The sequence below is a fragment of the Flavobacterium silvisoli genome (assembly GCF_004329815.1).
Classification (GTDB): domain Bacteria; phylum Bacteroidota; class Bacteroidia; order Flavobacteriales; family Flavobacteriaceae; genus Flavobacterium; species Flavobacterium silvisoli.
In genome coordinates this window covers 22,438-40,375 of sequence record NZ_SJPE01000018.1, presented here as the reverse complement: position 1 = coordinate 40,375, position 17,938 = coordinate 22,438, and the positions used below count along the sequence as shown (strand labels likewise).

14 protein-coding genes and 2 pseudogenes are annotated in these 17,938 nt (G+C 42.1%); all 16 read right to left on the bottom strand.

The genetic code is table 11. The features are described 5' to 3' along the window. Nucleotides 1-6: 6 nt before the first annotated feature. A complete protein-coding gene (locus EZL74_RS11950; protein ID WP_204745138.1) occupies nucleotides 7-1,419 on the bottom strand; it encodes a urate hydroxylase PuuD in 1,413 nt (470 codons plus the stop codon). A 5-nt stretch (nucleotides 1,420-1,424) separates the two neighbouring features. After that, on the bottom strand, nucleotides 1,425-2,441 hold the full coding sequence (gene alc / locus EZL74_RS11945; RefSeq protein WP_131476852.1) for an allantoicase: 1,017 nt from the start codon (nucleotides 2,439-2,441) through the stop codon (nucleotides 1,425-1,427). Then, nucleotides 2,423-3,748 carry an allantoinase AllB gene (allB, locus tag EZL74_RS11940; RefSeq protein WP_161971732.1) on the bottom strand — a complete coding sequence of 442 codons (1,326 nt, stop codon included), beginning with the start codon at nucleotides 3,746-3,748 and terminating at the stop codon, nucleotides 2,423-2,425. Before allB ends, alc begins: the two co-directional genes overlap by 19 nt. A gap of 147 nt (nucleotides 3,749-3,895) precedes the next feature. Next, the gene (locus tag EZL74_RS11935) at nucleotides 3,896-7,003 is read right to left on the bottom strand and encodes an MBG domain-containing protein (protein ID WP_131476850.1); all 3,108 of its coding nucleotides are present in this window, start codon (nucleotides 7,001-7,003) and stop codon (nucleotides 3,896-3,898) included. A 188-nt stretch (nucleotides 7,004-7,191) separates the two neighbouring features. Further along, complete coding sequence (moaA, locus tag EZL74_RS11930) at nucleotides 7,192-8,196, bottom strand: GTP 3',8-cyclase MoaA (protein ID WP_240034595.1); 1,005 nt, start codon at nucleotides 8,194-8,196, stop codon at nucleotides 7,192-7,194. After that, on the bottom strand, nucleotides 8,186-9,100 hold the full coding sequence (gene moaCB / locus EZL74_RS11925; RefSeq protein WP_131476849.1) for a bifunctional molybdenum cofactor biosynthesis protein MoaC/MoaB: 915 nt from the start codon (nucleotides 9,098-9,100) through the stop codon (nucleotides 8,186-8,188). The genes moaA and moaCB overlap by 11 nt, the downstream gene beginning before the upstream one ends. 1 nt (nucleotide 9,101) lies before the next feature. After that, nucleotides 9,102-9,548, bottom strand: coding sequence for a molybdenum cofactor biosynthesis protein MoaE (locus tag EZL74_RS11920; protein ID WP_131476848.1), 447 nt, complete (start codon nucleotides 9,546-9,548; stop codon nucleotides 9,102-9,104). Further along, the gene (locus tag EZL74_RS11915; RefSeq protein WP_131476847.1) at nucleotides 9,549-10,622 is read right to left on the bottom strand and encodes a HesA/MoeB/ThiF family protein; all 1,074 of its coding nucleotides are present in this window, start codon (nucleotides 10,620-10,622) and stop codon (nucleotides 9,549-9,551) included. Nucleotides 10,623-10,630: 8 nt separating this feature from the next. After that, a complete protein-coding gene (locus tag EZL74_RS11910; RefSeq protein WP_131476846.1) occupies nucleotides 10,631-10,882 on the bottom strand; it encodes a MoaD/ThiS family protein in 252 nt (83 codons plus the stop codon). Between the two features lie 3 nt (nucleotides 10,883-10,885). Next, nucleotides 10,886-11,632 (bottom strand): sulfite exporter TauE/SafE family protein, encoded by a 747-nt coding sequence (locus EZL74_RS11905; RefSeq protein WP_131476845.1) that lies wholly within the window; start codon nucleotides 11,630-11,632, stop codon nucleotides 10,886-10,888. Nucleotides 11,633-11,678: 46 nt separating this feature from the next. Beyond that, complete coding sequence (locus EZL74_RS11900) at nucleotides 11,679-12,197, bottom strand: molybdopterin-binding protein (protein ID WP_131476844.1); 519 nt, start codon at nucleotides 12,195-12,197, stop codon at nucleotides 11,679-11,681. Next, a complete protein-coding gene (locus EZL74_RS11895; protein ID WP_131476843.1) occupies nucleotides 12,194-13,363 on the bottom strand; it encodes a molybdopterin molybdotransferase MoeA in 1,170 nt (389 codons plus the stop codon). The genes EZL74_RS11900 and EZL74_RS11895 overlap by 4 nt, the downstream gene beginning before the upstream one ends. Continuing rightward, a pseudogene (locus EZL74_RS13345) lies at nucleotides 13,360-13,848 on the bottom strand (XdhC family protein); the annotation flags it as partial. The gene EZL74_RS11895 and the pseudogene EZL74_RS13345, both read right to left, overlap by 4 nt. A 228-nt stretch (nucleotides 13,849-14,076) precedes the next feature. Next, nucleotides 14,077-14,271: pseudogene (locus EZL74_RS13340) on the bottom strand (XdhC family protein); the annotation flags it as partial. 21 nt (nucleotides 14,272-14,292) lie between these two features. Continuing rightward, entirely contained in the window at nucleotides 14,293-16,542 is a 2,250-nt protein-coding gene (locus tag EZL74_RS11885; protein ID WP_131476841.1) for a xanthine dehydrogenase molybdopterin binding subunit, read from the bottom strand. After that, the gene (locus EZL74_RS11880) at nucleotides 16,539-17,936 is read right to left on the bottom strand and encodes an FAD binding domain-containing protein (RefSeq protein WP_131476840.1); all 1,398 of its coding nucleotides are present in this window, start codon (nucleotides 17,934-17,936) and stop codon (nucleotides 16,539-16,541) included. Before EZL74_RS11880 ends, EZL74_RS11885 begins: the two co-directional genes overlap by 4 nt. Nucleotides 17,937-17,938 lie beyond the last annotated feature (2 nt).

The following is a 17,938-nucleotide window of genomic DNA, read 5'->3' as shown; positions in this document are numbered from 1 at the left end:
AAGTTCTTATTTGAGTGAAGCCCCCTGCTCAATCCAACAACGGATAGTTTGACGTTCTTCTTCGGTTATGTTGGTTTTATTGTTTTGCGGCATCGTTTTGGTAATCACCACGCGCTGCATGATTAAATCTTTTTTCTTAAAAATATCTTCGGGCGTATCGTATTTCACCCCGTTGGGCGCCACTTTATACGTGTCGTCTGTTGGTGTAGCCGAATGGCATTGTACGCAGCGTTTCTGTACAATTTCCTGAACTTCGGTGATGCTGACTTCCTTTTTACACTCATTCGGGTTGGTGCTGGGTGCTGTGATGAAACAAGCGGCTAATAAGATCAAAACCGAAACGGGTAAAATCCAAACATTGAGTTGTTTCTTTTCTTTTAAATTCAAATAGTGCTTCACGCCTGCTGCTCCCAAGGAAATGATAGCCAAAACCAACCACGGATACTCATACCCGAAAGTAGACGGAAAATGGTTGCTCACCATCACAAACAACACCGGTAGTGTAAAATAGTTGTTGTGCAACGAACGGGCTAAAGCTTTTTTTCCTAAAGTTGGGTCGAGCGGTTGCCCCAATTTGCCTGCCGCTACCATGGCTTTCTGCGCCGGAATGATGACAAAAAACACATTGGCAACCATCAAACTTCCGATCATAGCCCCAAAATGAATATAGGCGGCTCGAGCACTGAACACATGACAATAGAAAAAAGCAAAACCAATCAACAATGCAAAACCAATAAGCGCAAATGCCAGCTGGTTTTTGATTAAAGCCGATTTACACATTTGGTCATAAATAATCCAAGCCACGACAAACGAGCCCACTCCGGTCAGAATGGCCTGAGTCACGGTGATGTCTAACACATTCTTATCGATTAAGAAGGCAGAAGCATTGAAATAATACACCACAAAAAGCAAACAAAAACCCGAAAGCCAGGTAAAGTACGCCTCGTATTTGAACCAATGCAAATGTTTCGGAATGGTCTTGGGCGCAATTTTGTATTTTTCCAAATAATAAAATCCCCCGCCGTGTACGGCCCAAAGATTACCGGCCAATTCATCGCGTACATCTTCGGTACGGTTCAGGGCGTTTTCCAGAAATACAAAATAAAACGAAGCACCAATCCAGGCAATTCCAAAGGTGATGTGCATCAATCGAATGACGATATTGAGCCATTCCATCATGTGGTTTTCGAGCGGAGTGCCCTGCACCAAAAAATACGTATTGACCAAAATTCCAACTATCGAAAGTAAAATTCCGGTATAAATGTAATTTTGGCTGGTGACTTTGATTTCCTGGGTTTCTTCAGAATCGTTATCCGATTTCGTGACTTTAATTTTCGGCATTTTATACGAGATATAGCCCAACGTAATCAGGACGCTGAAATAAATCACATACAAAACGATAAGGATAAAAGTATTCAAAGCGCTTATTTATTGATTTTACCAAAAAGTCGCAAACGGCTGACACCTCCATCCGGAAAAATATTCAACCGAATGTGTGTGATGGCTCCCAAAGCCGCTACTTCTGAAACGTACTCGTGAATATGATCGGCATTTAATTTTTGCTGCGGCAATAACATTTTCCAATCGGCATTGGCTACCTCATCGGTCATCGAAACACAAGCCTCAATCGAACAACTGTCAGGATAATTCCCTTTGAAATGACAGGTATCCACTATGATTCTGTCAACGATTCCTTTATGAGCCAATTTCAGAATTACCCAATCGCGGTTGTTCGGCGTTCGGTTCCTTTTGGTTTCCCAGCCATCGCCCATGTTTACGCCACGACCCGGCATGATTAAGTTGCTCATCGAACTGAAGAACATATCGTTACAGGCAATCGCCTGACCGCCATTAATCGCTGCTATTAAGTCTAATTCTTGAGAAGCATCAAAGGTTTCCCAGTTTTTGAAAACCTCGCCATACACTCTGAAACGGGCAACGCCTCCATCAGGATAAATGTGCAAACGTACATGTGTAAAAATTTCATCGTTTTGACAGTCATAGAAATTTTGCGAACCGGCATCCAGATGGGATTTTGGCAGGATTTCCTTCCAGGCTACATTGTCCCAATCGGTGATTCCGTCAGTACTTTCCAGATATACCGCTTCGATGGAAGCATGTGGCGGATGGTTCCCCAAAAAGAAATGGGTATCAATATCAAAGCCTTTGATTTTTCCCGAAGTGGCCAATTGAATCACTGCCCAATCGTGACCCGGTGTTCTTTTTCTTCGGCTTTCCCAACCGTCCATCCATTTACCGCGGTCGGTGTATTTATCGGCTATAAAAACACCGCGTGTGGGTAAAATTAAATTCTCTTTTTCGGCAAAAAAATCATCGGTAGCATAGAGCACTTTTCCACCCAAACGTTGGGCTGCCAAATCCGTCAATTGTGTAAATGCCGGTGATTCTTTGATAATCTCGGTTACTTTTGTAAAAGCCATTTTCCTTTATTTTTATTTTTTATTAAATTATTTTGATAAACCGTTTCGCCGTTGACGATGGTTTCTGAAACCGTTCCGTATAAATTTTGCCCGATGTACGGACTGATTTTATACCGAAACCATACGTCTTCGTCTTTGATGGTTGTTGTTGCTTCAGGATGCCAAATCACGATATCCGCATCATTGCCAATGGCTATGGCACCTTTCTTTTCTGCTTTAATGAAAGCCGCCGGTTTTGATGTCACCAACGGAATAAATTGCTCCAAGGTCATAATATCTTTCACGGCCGTCCAAGAACCGCTGAGTAAAAACTGAATTCCGGCTATGCCTCCCCAAGCCTTTTTGAGATTTCCGCTTTCCATTTCCTTGATGCCGGGCGGTGCCGGAGAATGATCGGTAGCGATAAAATCCAATACGCCCGAAAGCAGCGCTTTTTTCAATTGTTCGTTATTCGCCTTTTCCCGAATGGGCGGAGCGCATTTGTAAATGCAACGCGCATCCGGAATGTCCTCGGCATTGAAATAGATGTATTGGGTACAGGTTTCTGCTGTGATGGGCAATCCTTCTTTTTTGGCGGCTTCGATCAGTGCCAATGCTTCCGCCGAGGCCACATGTACGATGTGTACCGGGCAATTGTGCTCACGGCATTTGCGAATCATCAAGGCAATGGCATCATTTTCCCATTGTTTTGGACGACTGGCTAAGTAATGAGGGTAGCTTGTCGGATGCTCTTCAAAACCGCAGGCTACTTCGGTATCATATAGTTCGCAATGCGCTAATAATGGGGCATTGTATTGGGCTATGATAGGCATTGCTTCATCCAACTCTTTTTCAGTCACATTCGGAAATTCGTCAATCCCGGAATGGGTCAGGAAACATTTTACACCTACCACTCCGGCTTGTAGCATCGCCTTTAAATGCGCTACATTGCCCGGAATCAGACCTGCATAAAAACCTACATTAACATGCATTTTCCCGGAAGTGGCCGCTAACTTGTCCTCAAACGCCTTTAACGTAGTGGTCACCGGACTGGCATTGAGCGGCATATCGATAATGGTGGTAGTGCCTCCAGCGGCGGCCGCTTGTGTGGCCGTTTCAAAACCTTCCCATTCGGTACGCCCCGGCTCATTCACATGAACGTGCACATCCACCACTCCGGGCATGATGACGGCATGACCATAGTCTTCGGCAGTAACCTTTTTTTCAAAATGAATAGCGGTAATAATTCCGTTTTCGTAACAAATAGTAGCCGGTTGTAATTGGTTGTTAATCCAAACGCTGTTGCTGAATAGTTCTCTTGAGTGCAAGTGATTTCTTTTTTTAATTGCGAACCTACAAATATAGATTTAAATTAAAAACAAGCAAGAGTTGATTTGCATAATATTAAATAAAAAATTAAAAAGTCCCTATTAAAACAGGGACTTTTATAAAGGTATTCATCTTAATTAACAAAATTACTCATCATTTGCAATCTGCGTTTTCTCTATGGTATTTTTGTCTTTCTTGAGCGTCATGCGTTGCAGCAGGTATTTTTTAGTCACTATAGTACCGTTTTCAGTCTCAATTTGTACCAAAATAACTTCATTGGATAAACCAATGTATAACGAAGTTTGTGTGTTATGAATGTCGCTCTTCTCTAAAATCAACTTGCCGTTAATGTCAAACACTTTTACAGCAGCCATGCTCTCTGTACCGGTGTTGATGATTAAATTATTTCCGGCATCTCGGTAAATGACTACCTGACCGGCATTGAATTTCGGATTGGAAACTCCCAAAGGCATTTGGTAAATCAATTCAAAACGCGTATCAAAACTGCCCGCTTCTGAGCTGAAGGTATAGTCACCCGAACTCAGATTATGAACAGTTCCTGTCAGGTTATCACGCAAGTAAACCGTCTGCCCTTCCGAAAACAATCCGTCAGTGTGATCAATAGCGATGGTGTAATCGCCGGCATTGGTTGCTTTAAAACTCATCGGAACGACATCACTGGCATCAAATGGCAATGCTCTTCCCTGAATAGCGTAAGGTGTTGTTCCAATTAATGAAGCCAACGCTATTTCTCCGTCATTGATATATTTTCCGTCAATATACATGTCAACATCCTGAGTGGCATCGGTTAAATAGCCCACCATCGCTTGAGAAAAAGCACCACTGGTATTGGTAACATTCAACCAAATGCGGTGACGCTCCACAGTAGCCGTTTTAAGAAAGTGGTTGTAATGTGTATTAGCACGCATCGAATTATCAAACTCTACTTTACCATTTCCGTTTCCGGTACCTTCCACAAAAAAGCCTTGTCCAGGCTCAATTATAGCGTTTGGATTATGAGCAAAAGCATTAGCAGAAGCATGACCGTTGCTTACAAATCCGCCCAGTGGCGTGAGAGTGCAATAGCTTGGATTAGACGAACCATTGGTTTTTCTCCAAAAATATAACGTTCCGGTTATGGTTATTTTATTATTAGGATTGTTAATGAATTCATCTATATAAATTGGAGACGGATAAGGATTTCCCACTAAATTGAAACGATTACCGGCTGCTCCGTTAGCAAGTGTATAGGAGTAATTACCGTTATTCGGCACACCGGTAAATTGTCCTAACCAAGGCATCGGTGTTGTAGCAGAATGGTTATTGGCCACTCTGATTAAGTATCCTTTAGCTGTATCAAAATTAGTTGTTGAAGGTGTAGCTATTTGATCATACAAGTTGGTTGCGGAATTATAGGAATAAAAACGGTTGCTCATGGTTTGAGGAGAAAATGCCTGTAATTGCTGACTGGCTACCGGTGAAGACCATAAAGTATAATCCAAACGCTTGATGAGAGCACTCTCACGTTTAAAAATTACTGAACCCGAGTTGGTATTGGTAGTACCGCTTTGAACTAAATTAGCGTTATTGTTGAAAGTCATCGTGCTGCCATTGGCTACAGTCAACGCTCCGTTCAAAATAACCGAATCACCTGAAGAAATCACAACCACAGCATTGTTATTGACGGTTAACGAACAGGCATTGATATTAGTACCGTTTGAAGTGTATGCTCCCGATATAGTAGCCGTTTTTGATGAATCGGGTGCACCATTACTCCAAGCTGTACCATTCCATGTGGTTGAAGTTCCTGTTGTTACCTCGGCAGCTGTTGAAGTACTCTCCGGACTGTTTCCGGATTTGACAACTGCTCTGAATCTTGTGGTTTGGGTTATGGGTGTTGTAGTATACGTTTCACTGGTATTTGCTATTGTTGTCCAAGTAGTAAATGGTGCTGTTGAAGATTCCCAACGGATTACGGTTCCCACTTGACCCGAAAGCACCAGTATTGTTGTGCCGCCGCTACATACCATAGTACCGCCTGAAACCGTTCCTCCTACTGAACCCTGATTAACAGTCAACGAACCGTTTGCATAAGTGATGGTATAATTGAGCGGATTAAACGTTCCTCCTGTAGCGGCAGAAGGAACTATCGGATAAACTCCGGGAGCTGCTGTAGAAGCGGCACCGGCACTTGTTAAAGTAACTCCTCCTATAGTTTGACCTCCCAACAAACCGCTGGAAGTAAAAGCAGTAGTTCCTAATGTATAAGTTGTTCCGTAATCTTTCGCAGCATTTGAAGCTGTAACGGTAAGTGTCGCCTTTTGAATCGTAAATGCAACGGCTGATGAACTGGCAGTATTGTAATTGGTAGTAGCAGCAACAGTAGCTACAACAGTATATGTACCGGCATTAGTAGGACGTGTTGATGAAGCATTGTAAACCGTAGAGCCGGTTCCGGTATATGTATAAGTGTAAGTGGTACCGGTACCGGTATTGGTTGCAGCATTTGGCCCTTGAGCTGAAGCATTGTAGGTGTAGGTACCAACAGTTGGCGTTACAGTGGGAGTAGCTTTAATAACCGTCAACGAACCATTTACATAAATTATATTGTAGTTATTTATTAAAAATGTCCCTCCGGTAGCAGCACTAGGTGTAATTGTTGAAGTTGAACCTACAACAGCAGCAGCAGTAAGTGCTCCTGATCCGTAAGATAATGTTACACTCCCTATAGTTTGAGTACCCACTAATCCGCTCGAAGTAAAAGCCGTAGAGCCAACTACAGAGCTTGACTGGGTCGTGCCGTACACTTTAGTCTGATTGTTAGCTGTTATAGTCAAATCTCTTTTATCCACTACAAAATCACTACTTGCAGAAGTCACATTATTGTTGGTACTTGAAATAGTAAACTGAGTCGTTCCGGCCGGTGTATTAATTGAGGTTGTGACCGTAAAAGTTACTTTTTGACCATTCCCGGTTAGACTGATTGTTCCTAAACCACTGACCGATACTCCTAACGGTGCAGTCCAGTTTATTGAAAAAGTGCTGGATGAAGATGGATTTCCGTTACCACTCTCGGTAAGTGTCAACGTGTAGGTGGTACTTGAAACGGTTCCGTAAGTAACAGTAGTCGATTGCGGACTAACCGTAATTCCGGTTACTTTGTAAGCCGCCGCGGAAACATTCCCGGCAGACAACGTTAAAATCAGAAAAAATAGCAGAATTTTAACCTTCTGGTTAGATAGAGTTAATTGCATAAAAAAGGCTTTAAGGGTTAAATTTGGGGCATTAAGCCAATACAAATATCTGCAAGCTGTAAAACTCTTCTCCTTAAAAAAGACAAAACAACAAAATTAATAGCTGAAACAACAATTACTGCCGTTGAACGGAAAATTAATCGACCAAAAACATCTTTTGCCAGGCTTAAAGTTTGATGCCTAAAAAATTATCCCCCGATAGCAATCATACTGCGGTTTTGAGAGAATAATTCGGGATTTTGAAATTTCAGATCGTCATCCATACCCCCACGGACCGCTTTTTTGGAAAGCAAGTTATTCTGAATCAACGGTATGATAGATTCACCGGCGCGAAGTGTATCCAATAAAGCCGTTTCGGAATTGGAAAACAAACAGTTTTTGAGTTTACCGTTGGCCGTGAGCCGAATGCGGTTGCACGTACTGCAAAACGGATTGGTCACAGAACTAATCACCGCAAAACTGCCCAAATGCGATTTGATCTTAAAATTCTTAGCCGTATCATTCGGAGCATCGGTCAAACGCTCAATTTCGGATAAGGCGTATGCTGATTGAAGGGTATCCATAATTTCGGCATAAGACACCAGTTTGGATTTGTCCCAATGATTTCCGGTAAACGGCATGAATTCGATAAAGCGAACCTGGACACTTTTGTCTTTGGTCAAGGCGATAAAATCGATAATTTCATTGTCGTTAAAATTTTTCATCAGCACCACATTCAGCTTCACGCGAAACCCTTGCAAGAGCAGCAAGTCTATGTTTTGCATGACGGTATCAAAGTAATTTCGGCGTGTGATGGCATTGAATTTTTTTTCGACTAAACTGTCAATACTAATGTTGACCGTATGAATTCCGGCAGCTTGAAACGTTTCTATGAAGTTTGGCACCAAAATGCCATTGGTCGTAATTGTCAAATCGACACCCAATTTTCCAAGCTGCAAAATGATGGCTTTGGCATCTTTGCGCACCAAAGGCTCACCACCCGTTAGCCGAATTTTTGAAACTCCGTTAGCAACAAAAATTTGGGCGATGTAAATGATTTCTTCTGCCGTCATAAGATGCGGCTTGGGTGTCAATGCGATTCCTTCTTCGGGCATGCAGTAGGTACATCTCAAATTACAATGTTCTGTAATTGAAATGCGCAGATAATTGTGTTCGCGCCCCAAAGCATCCTTCAACATGGTTTTATTTTCCATGATCGAAACCGTTCAAGACTTTAAATAAATGCAAGACCGATGGAAAGACCGCATCGATGGATTCAACAGCACCACTGACCGAGCCCGGCAAAGCCATAATCAAACTATCGCCTTTAAATCCGACGACACTGCGCGATAGCATAGCGAATGGAGTTCTTTGCTGTCCGTAGGCACGGATGGCTTCCTCGATACCCGGAATCCTTCGATCTAGTAATGGGATTACCGCTTCGGGCGTCACATCGTTATGGGATAAACCGGTACCTCCGGTGAGCAGAATCAAATCTGTTTTTTGTTTACATAAATTTTCAACCGCATGTTGAATTTCGGTAATGGTATCCGAAACAACCGTGTAGTGTGAAATGGTCAATCCCAGTTTTTCGAGTTTTTCAACAACTGCTTTGCCCGAAGCATCCGATTTGGTACCGGCCGAAACACTATCAGAACACACCACCACGGCTGTTGAAAGATTGGGGGTTGCTTTTCCGCCAAAATCGGATTTACCGCCTTTTTTGTGTACCAATTTTACCGTGGCGATCTCTACATTTTTATCAATGGGTTTGAGCATATCGTAAATGGTCAACGCCACTATAGATGCCCCGTGCATGGCTTCTACTTCTACACCGGTTTTGTAAATCGTTTTTACCGTTACTTCTATTTGGATGGCATCTTCTAAACATTCGTACTGAATTCCGGTGAACTCAATGGGCATCGGATGGCAATCCGGGATGACGCTTGAAGTGTTTTTTACGGCAAATAAACCCGCGGTTCGGGCTACCTCCAGCACATCGCCTTTGGGAACCTGTTTGTTCAAAACGGCTTGTATCGTTTCGTTGGAACCCACCTTAACTATGGCTTGCGCAACGGCAGTTCTGAGTGTTGTAATTTTGTGTGTGATGTCAACCATTTTATGTGTTTTTTTTCCAGATGTAACTGTCGTCTTCTAATAATTCTTTTCCAAAAACAGGAACTTTCGCTTTTATGGTTTCCACCAGAAACTCCAAGGCTTCAAAAGTCACTTTACGTCGTGGGGCCGAAACAAAAACGAACAAACAAATTTCTCCGGCTTTCACTACGCCCAAACTGTGGTAAATATGTAGACAGATCAGGTCGTATTTGGCAAAAGCCGCTTCTCGAATCTCATGAAAAACAGTGTCGGCCATGGCTTCGTATGCGGTATACTCGATGGCTACTACTTTCTTTCCTTCAATCACATCGGCACGCACCTGCCCCAGGAAAATATTGTGCGCGCCAATGCTTGTTTTGCTTTGATGCTTGGCAATAGAATTCCCAATGAAATCGGCCGAAATGGGGCCTTCTACAAAAGACGTTTTTTTGGGTTTATTATTTTCCATTTAATAGGTTGTTTTTTCTAAGGCCTCAATGCCGTTCTGCAAATGAGACACCTGGGTAAATCCTTGTTTGCTTAAATACTCGGCGGCCAACCGACTTCGGGTTCCGTTTTGACAAAAAAGAAGGATACGGGTATTCTTATGGTATTTTATCACAAAGGATTCCAGTTGTGCTAGAGGCACCGACTTATAATTTCCTGTCGTCAATTTAGGTTCTTCGTACGACTCCCGTACGTCCACCACCAGATTGTTCTCGTCTGAGAGGGCATTCAAAAATTCCGTAGTCGTTATACTGTTGACCTCAGCACTCGGTTTTGAATTCAGGAGATTAAACCCTTGTTGCTTTCCTTTACTAATTTCAAATTCATTTTTTTGAAAATCAATAATTTGTATCGAATTATTTAATCCGTGATACAACATCAATTTGCTGCTTAAAACCGTACCGATTCCTAAAACTATTTTTAAAACTTCGTTAGCCTGCATGGCTCCCAAGATATTAGGCAGCACGCCCAAAACGCCCAAGTCGGCACAAGTATCAACTTGAACTAATCGGTCTTTTTCCGGAAACAAACAGCGATAACTTGGTCCGTTTTCGTAATTGAAAACCGAAAGTTGCCCTTCAAATTTGTGAATCGAAGCATAGACCATCGGGATATTCAAAGCTAATGCTGCATCATTAATCAAATAACGCGCCGCCAGATTATCGGTACAATCGACCAGAATGTGGTAGTCTGAGACCAATTCACGAGCGGTATTTTGTGTAAAAAAACAAGCGTATGGAATGACTTGAACTTCGGGATTTTGGCGCAACAGTGATTCGGCAGCGACCACGGCTTTGTTGCTCCCGCAATCGTCTTTAGTATATAATAGTTGTCGGTGCAAATTGGTTTCTTCTACGACATCGCCGTCTGCGATTCCGACACAACCTACTCCGGCTGCGACCAAATTTTGCAGCACAGGACAGCCCAAACCGCCGGCACCAATGACCAACACTTTAGCTTTGCCTAGTTTTTCCTGACCCGAAAGGCCTATTTCTGTCAGTCGGATTTGTTTATCGTATCGTTTGCTGTACACCATCCTCTCTATTATCCTCCTGAAAATGCCGGTAATAAAGCAATCTCATCGTTCTGTTTCAGTTCCAACGTCAAATCGGAAACCAATTTATGATTGACTGCAAACAAATAATCCACTTCTTTGATATCGGGGTATGCCTTTTCCAATACAAGCTTTACATCGTTCAAAGTAGGAACAAAAGAGTTAAACTCTGCCACATCAGTATCCATCTGAACTATGTCGCTGATGATACCATAATATTTTACCGAACATTTGATTATCATAACTTATGTTGTATATAATTTCAAAATGGCTATACCTAAAACAAAAGCCAAAACGGTTCTCAAGGTGTGAGTATTGAATTTTTTACTTCCGTAATATCCTCCGAGAATTCCACCTGTCAAAACCACTGCTATCAATGCAGAAGAAGAAGCAGGCAATTCACCACCGCGTGTCACAAATCCGAAAAAACCGGAAACCGAATTAACCAAAATAAACAAAGCCGACACTGCGGCCGTTTGCTTGATATTAGCCCAACCCAAAAGCAATAATACCGGACTCAAAACTATACCTCCGCCAATGCCAATTAACCCTGACAGAAAACCGATAGTTGCACCAATGCCCAAAGCCAACGACATATTTAAAGGTTTTCTGTTTATCTTTTCATCTCCAAACAATCCCAACAATCGGGCGACTGCCAGTACTAAAAAGGTGGCTAAAATGATTTTGTACCAATGGGTTTCTATGGTTATCATGCCGCCTAGAAATGAAAACGGAACTGATGTCAATGCAAAGGGATAAAACAATTTCCATTCAAACTTTTTTTCGCGGTAAAAGAAATAAAACGAAATGGCCGATACCAAAATATTCAGCACCAAAGCCGTAGGTTTCATAAACGTTACCGAAAAACCGAAAAGACTCATTAAAGCCAAATAACCGCTGGCGCCACCGTGGCCGACACTGGCATATAAAAAAGCCACTACAGCCAACAATACCAGTAGTAACGGAGAAGTCAATATTTCGCTGAAAATCATACTCTTAATTTAACTGTAAATGTAAAAACTATTCGGTTAAAGAACACTACTCGACTTGCTTAACTTCGATGCTTTCCAAACCTTTAACATACCGCCTGCCCGCTTTCAAATCGCTGGTGGCTATCAGCAAAATTCTTTGATCTGAGTCTTTTATGCTTTTGCCTTTCATTTCTGTAATAAAATACAGGTTATTGCCCACTTCGGTATTGTAAATTTCATTCCATGAAAACACTACTTTGTATCCATCAGAAGCAGTACAAACAAAATAAAATGTGTTGAGATTTTTAGGTTTTTCATACACATAGTCTACTTTAGCCAATATCTCTTTCAGCAAAACGCCTTTCATGTTTTGAACAGTATCCTTGATTTCGCCTTTATGGTTGTAAAGAATCAAATCCTTAACCTTTTGCTTCGGAAAACTGTCCAGTAATTTCAAGGTGATTTTTTGTTCCGATTTTACTTTTCCGAAAACGGTCAACAAATCCGTAGGCTGAATTGGTCTTTGTGCCTTAACGGATAATCCGATTACAGAAAACAGCAAAATTATCAATGGTATTTTTTTCATAACAAATAAATGTTGACGGCATCATTTTGATACACTTCATATTGTCCTTCGGGTAAAAAGGCCAACGCATTAGCAGTAACAAACGAATCAAGCATGGCCGAATCCTGATGGGGCAGTATCGTGACTTTTTCATCAGAAACCAAGGCTTTTAAAAACTGAGCGCGTGAATTATCGACCGAGAAATCATGAGCCATTTTCAGCTGTAAAGCCGAACCAAAGCGCGTGTCAATCCCTGAATATCGATATAAGGCTGGCCGCACATAAATATAAAAACAAGTCAGGCTGGCCGCCGGGTTACCGGGTAACGCGAAAATAAGTTTTTGCTCTTTTACACCGGCCAACAAGGGTTTTCCGGGTTTTTGATTCACTTTATAAAACAAGGTTTCCACCTTCAAACTTTCGAGTGCCTTACCCACAAAATCATAGTCGCCCACCGAAATTCCACCCGAAACCAAAACTACATCGTTTTCAGCCAAAGCTTGTTCCAAAACAACTTGGGTACTTTGAAAATCATCCTTGACTTTATAGGTTTTTGTGTGCTCATAACCGGCGTTGAGCAAAGCCGTTTGGAGCATGATGGTATTGCTGTTGTACACTTTTCCTTCGGGCAACGGATTGCCGATTTCTACCAACTCATTTCCCGTAACAACAACAGCCACGCTTGGTTTTTGATATACTTTAACGGTATGCCTACCGAGTCCGGCCAAGAAACCTATGGCGGCTGTTTGGAGCAAAGTCCCTTCTTCCAAAGCGAGGTCCTGTTCCGAAATCTGAGCGCCCTTTTGACGGATATTCGTTTCAGGCTTTATGTTTTCCTGAAGAATTAAAGCGGTGGCTTCAACCCTTACTTTTTCAATTTGAATCACGGCTTGTGCCGAATGCGGAACCGCTGCTCCGGTAAAAATTTTCACCGCCTGTCCGGGCTGTAATGTTTTATCAAAAACATCTCCGGCCTTGATTTCGCCTACGATTTCATAGTGTGACTCAGGATGCAAACACAAGGCGTAACCATCCATAGTGGCCTGGCGAAACGGGGGCATACTGATGGGGGAAAATATTCTTTCTGCCAAGACATGATTGCGGGTATTCAATAACGGAAGTTCAACTATTCGGCGGGAATAATTAAAGTTTTCAAGTATTGCGAAAGCTTCTGTTACCGATATCATCTGGTTTGATTTCTTATTTTTATAAGTTGAGCCGCCACGCTGACAGCAATTTCGTAGGTAGTCTCGCTTTTGATGTCAATTCCTATAGGCGCATAAACTTTGGCCAATGCTGCTTTGTCAAATCCGTCTGTTTCGAGGTTTTTGAATAGCGTTTTAATCTTAGCCGCGCTGCCCAGCATTCCAATGTATTTGAATTTTTTACCCAACAATCGCCGAATAATAATATCATCGGTTCGGTAGCCAAAAGACATAATTACAACATAAACATTATCGCCTTCGGGGATGTGATTTTCTATCGATTCAAAATCAATTACCTTCTTGGTTTTGACAAAATGATTCGCCTCCATCGTATTGAGATTCTCCCGATGATCCAGCAAATGAATTTCAAAATCCAATTTGGACAGTATTTCGCTTAACGCCAAACCTACATGACCTCCGCCAACAATGTAGGCTTTTTGAACCAAGCCATTCGTTTCCGAAAATTGCCAAGTAGGATGTTGCGGTGCAGTGGTCGAAATTCCGTAATTAGAATAGTGAATCGTCACCATTTTATCCGATAAAATCTCTTCAATTACCGAATTAAAACAGGAATCCATATCGTAAAAAGCAATTGTTTGCTGCCCGGAACAAATCATCCCCGATTGATCTTTGGGTGCCGATTTGTCGTGAATCTGATGTTTTATAAACGGTTCAAAGCGCGGTTTATCCAGAAGGCTTTCGGCAAATTCGACCAATTTGTGTTCCATAATACCCCCACCAATGGTACCATACATTTGCTGTTGGGAAACCAACATTTTAAAGCCTTTTCTTCCGGGGCTACTGCCTTCATTGGCTACGACCACCATCAGAATCAATCGTTTTTCTTCCTGAAGTACTTGCTGAACTTTTTTATAAAAATCAATCACCATAATCCTAAAATTAATGGTGTTTTATGACTTCTTGTATAAATCCATCAGCACTTTCTCGGGCGTATAAGGTGCATTCACCGCTAAATCGGCATTTGGATTAAAGGCTTTGATGGCATTGCGAATCGCAAAATACGCTCCTATGCCATACATCAACGGCGGTTCTCCCACGGCTTTTGACTTTTTGATGGCGAGTTCATGGCCTTCAGTTTCCAAATGCTGAATGTTAATCACCTTTGGTACCGAATAAATATCGGGCACTTTATAGGTAGATAATGCATTCGACACCAAACGTCCTTGGTCGTTGTAAATGATTTCCTCCAAGGTCATCCAACCCATTCCCTGTACCAAGCCGCCTTCTATCTGGCCGTTGTCAATCGTTGGGTTCATGCTTTTTCCGAAATCGTGTACAATGTTCACACTGTCAAAATCATACGTTCCTTTTAAACAATCGACCGTCACCTCATGAATGGCCGTCCCATACACGTGGTATGCAAACGGATGTCCTTTTTCTTTGGTTTTATCGTAATGGATGGTTGGCGTGGCATAATGCGCGTTTTCTGTAAGCGCTACACGTTGTGTAAACGCACGCAGTACTAAATCCTTCCAAGTCAACTCGGTTTTCACTTCATTGGCAAAAACCATTTCGTCTTTCAACTCGATAATTTGATCCGTAAATTCTTTTTGGGCTACCGCTTTCAGGCGTTCCAACAAGGCGTTACATGCCATTTGCAAAGCTTTCCCGTTCAGGTCGGCTCCGGCACTGGCGGCAGTTGGCGACGTATTGGCAACACGTAACGTATTGGTTGACTCAATTCGGACTTTACTCGCATTTATACCAAAAGTTTCCACCACAATCTGTAGCATTTTGGTATTCAAGCCCTGCCCCATTTCGACCCCACCGGTACTTACCACAACACTTCCGTCGTGATAAATGTGTACCAAAGCACGGGCGTGATTCATCATGGTATTGGTAAACGAAATTCCGAAGCAAATCGGTTGAATGGCTAAGCCTTTTTTGAATCGGGTATTTTTCGAATTGAATTCGGCTACTCTTTGCTTTTGACTCTCATAGTCATAGTTTTTCATACAAGTTTCCCAGGCATTTTGTGCCTCTACCTGTGTCAGTATTTGACCATAAGACAACTCATCGCCTTCTTTTACCAAATTCGCTTTTTGAATTTCGGCCGGACTTACCCCTAAGGATTCAGCTGCTTTTACAATAGCCGCTTCAATGGCAAATTTTCCCTGCGGACCACCAAAACCACGAAACGCGGTATTGGGTGGTAAATTGGTTTTACAACTATAAGCTTTCGCGATTACATTAGGAATATAGTACGCATTGGTAGAATGAAAAAGTGTACGTTCCATAACAGCCGGCGATAAATCGGCTGCCGCTCCTGCGTTTTGGTAATGCGTGACTTCGTAGGCCAATATCTTTAAATCTTTGGTCAATCCAATTTTAAAATCGGCCGAATACGGATGACGCTTTCCGGTCATGCGCATATCGTCCATGCGGTGCATCGACATTTTTACCGGTTTGTGTAAATGTTGCGCAGCCAAAGCTACCATAACAGCCCAAGGGGTTGCCTGGTCTTCTTTTCCTCCAAAACCACCACCCAAACGCACGGTATCGATTTCGACTTTATGCATAGGGATACCCAATACTTGAGCTACCATTCTTTGAACTGCCGTTGGTCCTTGTGTAGAAGAAGAAACAATAATGCTACCATCTTCTTTAGGACGGGCGTAAGCTCCTTGAGTTTCGATGTATAAATGTTCCTGCCCGTTGACATCGCTTCGACCTTCAAAAATATAATCGCATTGCGACCAGGCGGAAGTTGTATCGCCCAACCTGAATTGTCGGGGTGGCATAATTAACTGGTTCTGTTTTTGGGCTTCCCTCGGATCGGTAATTACCGGTAATTCATCATAAACTACTTTTATCCGTTTAGCCGCGACACGACAATGGTGTTCAGTAGTTCCTACAATGATGGCTATGACCTGTCCGCGGAAATGTACTTCTCCATCAGCCAACAAAGGCTCATCAGGAAAAATACCGCCAATCTGATTTTGACCCGGGATATCTTTTGCCTTCAAAATGGTCACTATACCCTTAGTTTTCAGTGCTGATTCTAAATCGATACTTTTTATTTTGGCATGAGCTACCGTGGCATCAAACGGCAAGGCATAAAGTGTTCCGTGAATTTCCTGAATATCATCCAGATAAATGGATTTTCCTTTTACGTGGTTATGAGCATCTATATTAATCATAATAGGTTATCGATTTTTATAGTTTCAGGAAATAGCGTGATGAAATGAGCAAAGAACAATTGGCGCGCCAAAAGTCTCTTGTATTCTTCCGTACCGCGGGCATCACTTATAGGAGCGAGCTCGGTTTGTAACAGTTGTTCTGCTTCTTTTACAGTAGTAGCGGTGAGTTCTTTTCCGATTAAAAAAGCACTGGTTTCAGTCAGATATTTTGGAATAGGTCCAACACCTCCCATAGAAACATCGGCATCTGCAATAGTGTTTCGGTTTAAAGAAACTACCATAGCGGTATTCACACTGGCAATGTCTAAATACTGGCGTTTACACACTTTTTCAAAGTTAAATTTACCCGAAGCCGGCACTTCAAATGTAATTTCGGAGATAATCTCATCTTTTTTTTTATCAAAAGTTTTATAGCCCAAATAAAAATCTTTCAGCATGACTTTTCGGCCGACATTTTCTTTATTAGTCAATGTCAATTGAGCTTTCATGGCTAAAAGTATAATTGTGAAATCACCTATGGGTGAACCGTTTGCTATATTTCCGGCTATGGTGGCAATGTTGCGGATTGGTGTTGAAGAAAGTAATTTTAGATACTTGTACCAATTAGGAATCGCGTGTAATAGAGTTTCGTTTTCGATTAAATCAGATACTGTTACCGAAGATTTCAATTTGCATTGATTTCCTTCAAAGATAATTCCGTTCAATTCTTTTTTATCGAACAGATAATCCATATCCATGTCGTGCAATTCGTCGTGTTTCTGAACATACAAATCGGTTCCGCCACCAATAGGAATCTGCCCCGTAAACGAATAGTCAGATTGGAATTCTTTTAATCTTTCTTCAATTGTTAAAAAATAATCGGGAACAAAACTATTGGCAACCAACCAGGACAAAGGATTCTTTTGATCTTTTTGCAACAGTTGTTCCGTTACCTTGGCTGCCGCTCGTTCTATGGTTTTGTATCCGGTACAACGGCAAATATTACCATCAATAGCACTGATGGCTTTTTCTACGGTTGGCTCTGAACAAGTCAATGCAAATCCACTCATCGAGTTCACAAAACCCGGCGTACAAAACCCGCATTGCGTTCCTGAACAATCGACCATAGCTTGCTGTACTTGATTTAATTTTTCGGGCAAATTCAACCCTTCCACCGTTACAACATGCTTGCCATATACGTTGGCCAAAGGCGTTAAACAGGAAGTAGCACTGATGTATTGGGCTTTCCCTTCTTTAAGTGAACCAATTAATACCGTACAGGCCCCGCAATCGCCTTCGCGACAACCGATTTTCGTTCCGCGGAGATTTTCGTCATACCGAATAAAATCGAGCAAAGTAGTACTGGCCGCTCTGTCGGTTTGAACCAATCGATTATTTAATATAAATTGAATCATAC

Coding starts and splice junctions, on each gene's coding strand:
- alc (WP_131476852.1), bottom strand. CDS start 2,441: ATGGCTTTTACAAAAGTAACCGAGATTATCAAAGAATCACCGGCATTT.
- EZL74_RS11935 (WP_131476850.1), bottom strand. CDS start 7,003: ATGCAATTAACTCTATCTAACCAGAAGGTTAAAATTCTGCTATTTTTT.
- EZL74_RS11880 (WP_131476840.1), bottom strand. CDS start 17,936: ATGATTCAATTTATATTAAATAATCGATTGGTTCAAACCGACAGAGCG.
- EZL74_RS11885 (WP_131476841.1), bottom strand. CDS start 16,542: ATGATTAATATAGATGCTCATAACCACGTAAAAGGAAAATCCATTTAT.
- EZL74_RS11900 (WP_131476844.1), bottom strand. CDS start 12,197: ATGAAAAAAATACCATTGATAATTTTGCTGTTTTCTGTAATCGGATTA.
- EZL74_RS11905 (WP_131476845.1), bottom strand. CDS start 11,632: ATGATTTTCAGCGAAATATTGACTTCTCCGTTACTACTGGTATTGTTG.
- EZL74_RS11915 (WP_131476847.1), bottom strand. CDS start 10,622: ATGGTGTACAGCAAACGATACGATAAACAAATCCGACTGACAGAAATA.
- EZL74_RS11910 (WP_131476846.1), bottom strand. CDS start 10,882: ATGATAATCAAATGTTCGGTAAAATATTATGGTATCATCAGCGACATA.
- EZL74_RS11920 (WP_131476848.1), bottom strand. CDS start 9,548: ATGGAAAATAATAAACCCAAAAAAACGTCTTTTGTAGAAGGCCCCATT.
- moaCB (WP_131476849.1), bottom strand. CDS start 9,100: ATGGTTGACATCACACACAAAATTACAACACTCAGAACTGCCGTTGCG.
- moaA (WP_240034595.1), bottom strand. CDS start 8,196: ATGGAAAATAAAACCATGTTGAAGGATGCTTTGGGGCGCGAACACAAT.
- EZL74_RS11895 (WP_131476843.1), bottom strand. CDS start 13,363: ATGATATCGGTAACAGAAGCTTTCGCAATACTTGAAAACTTTAATTAT.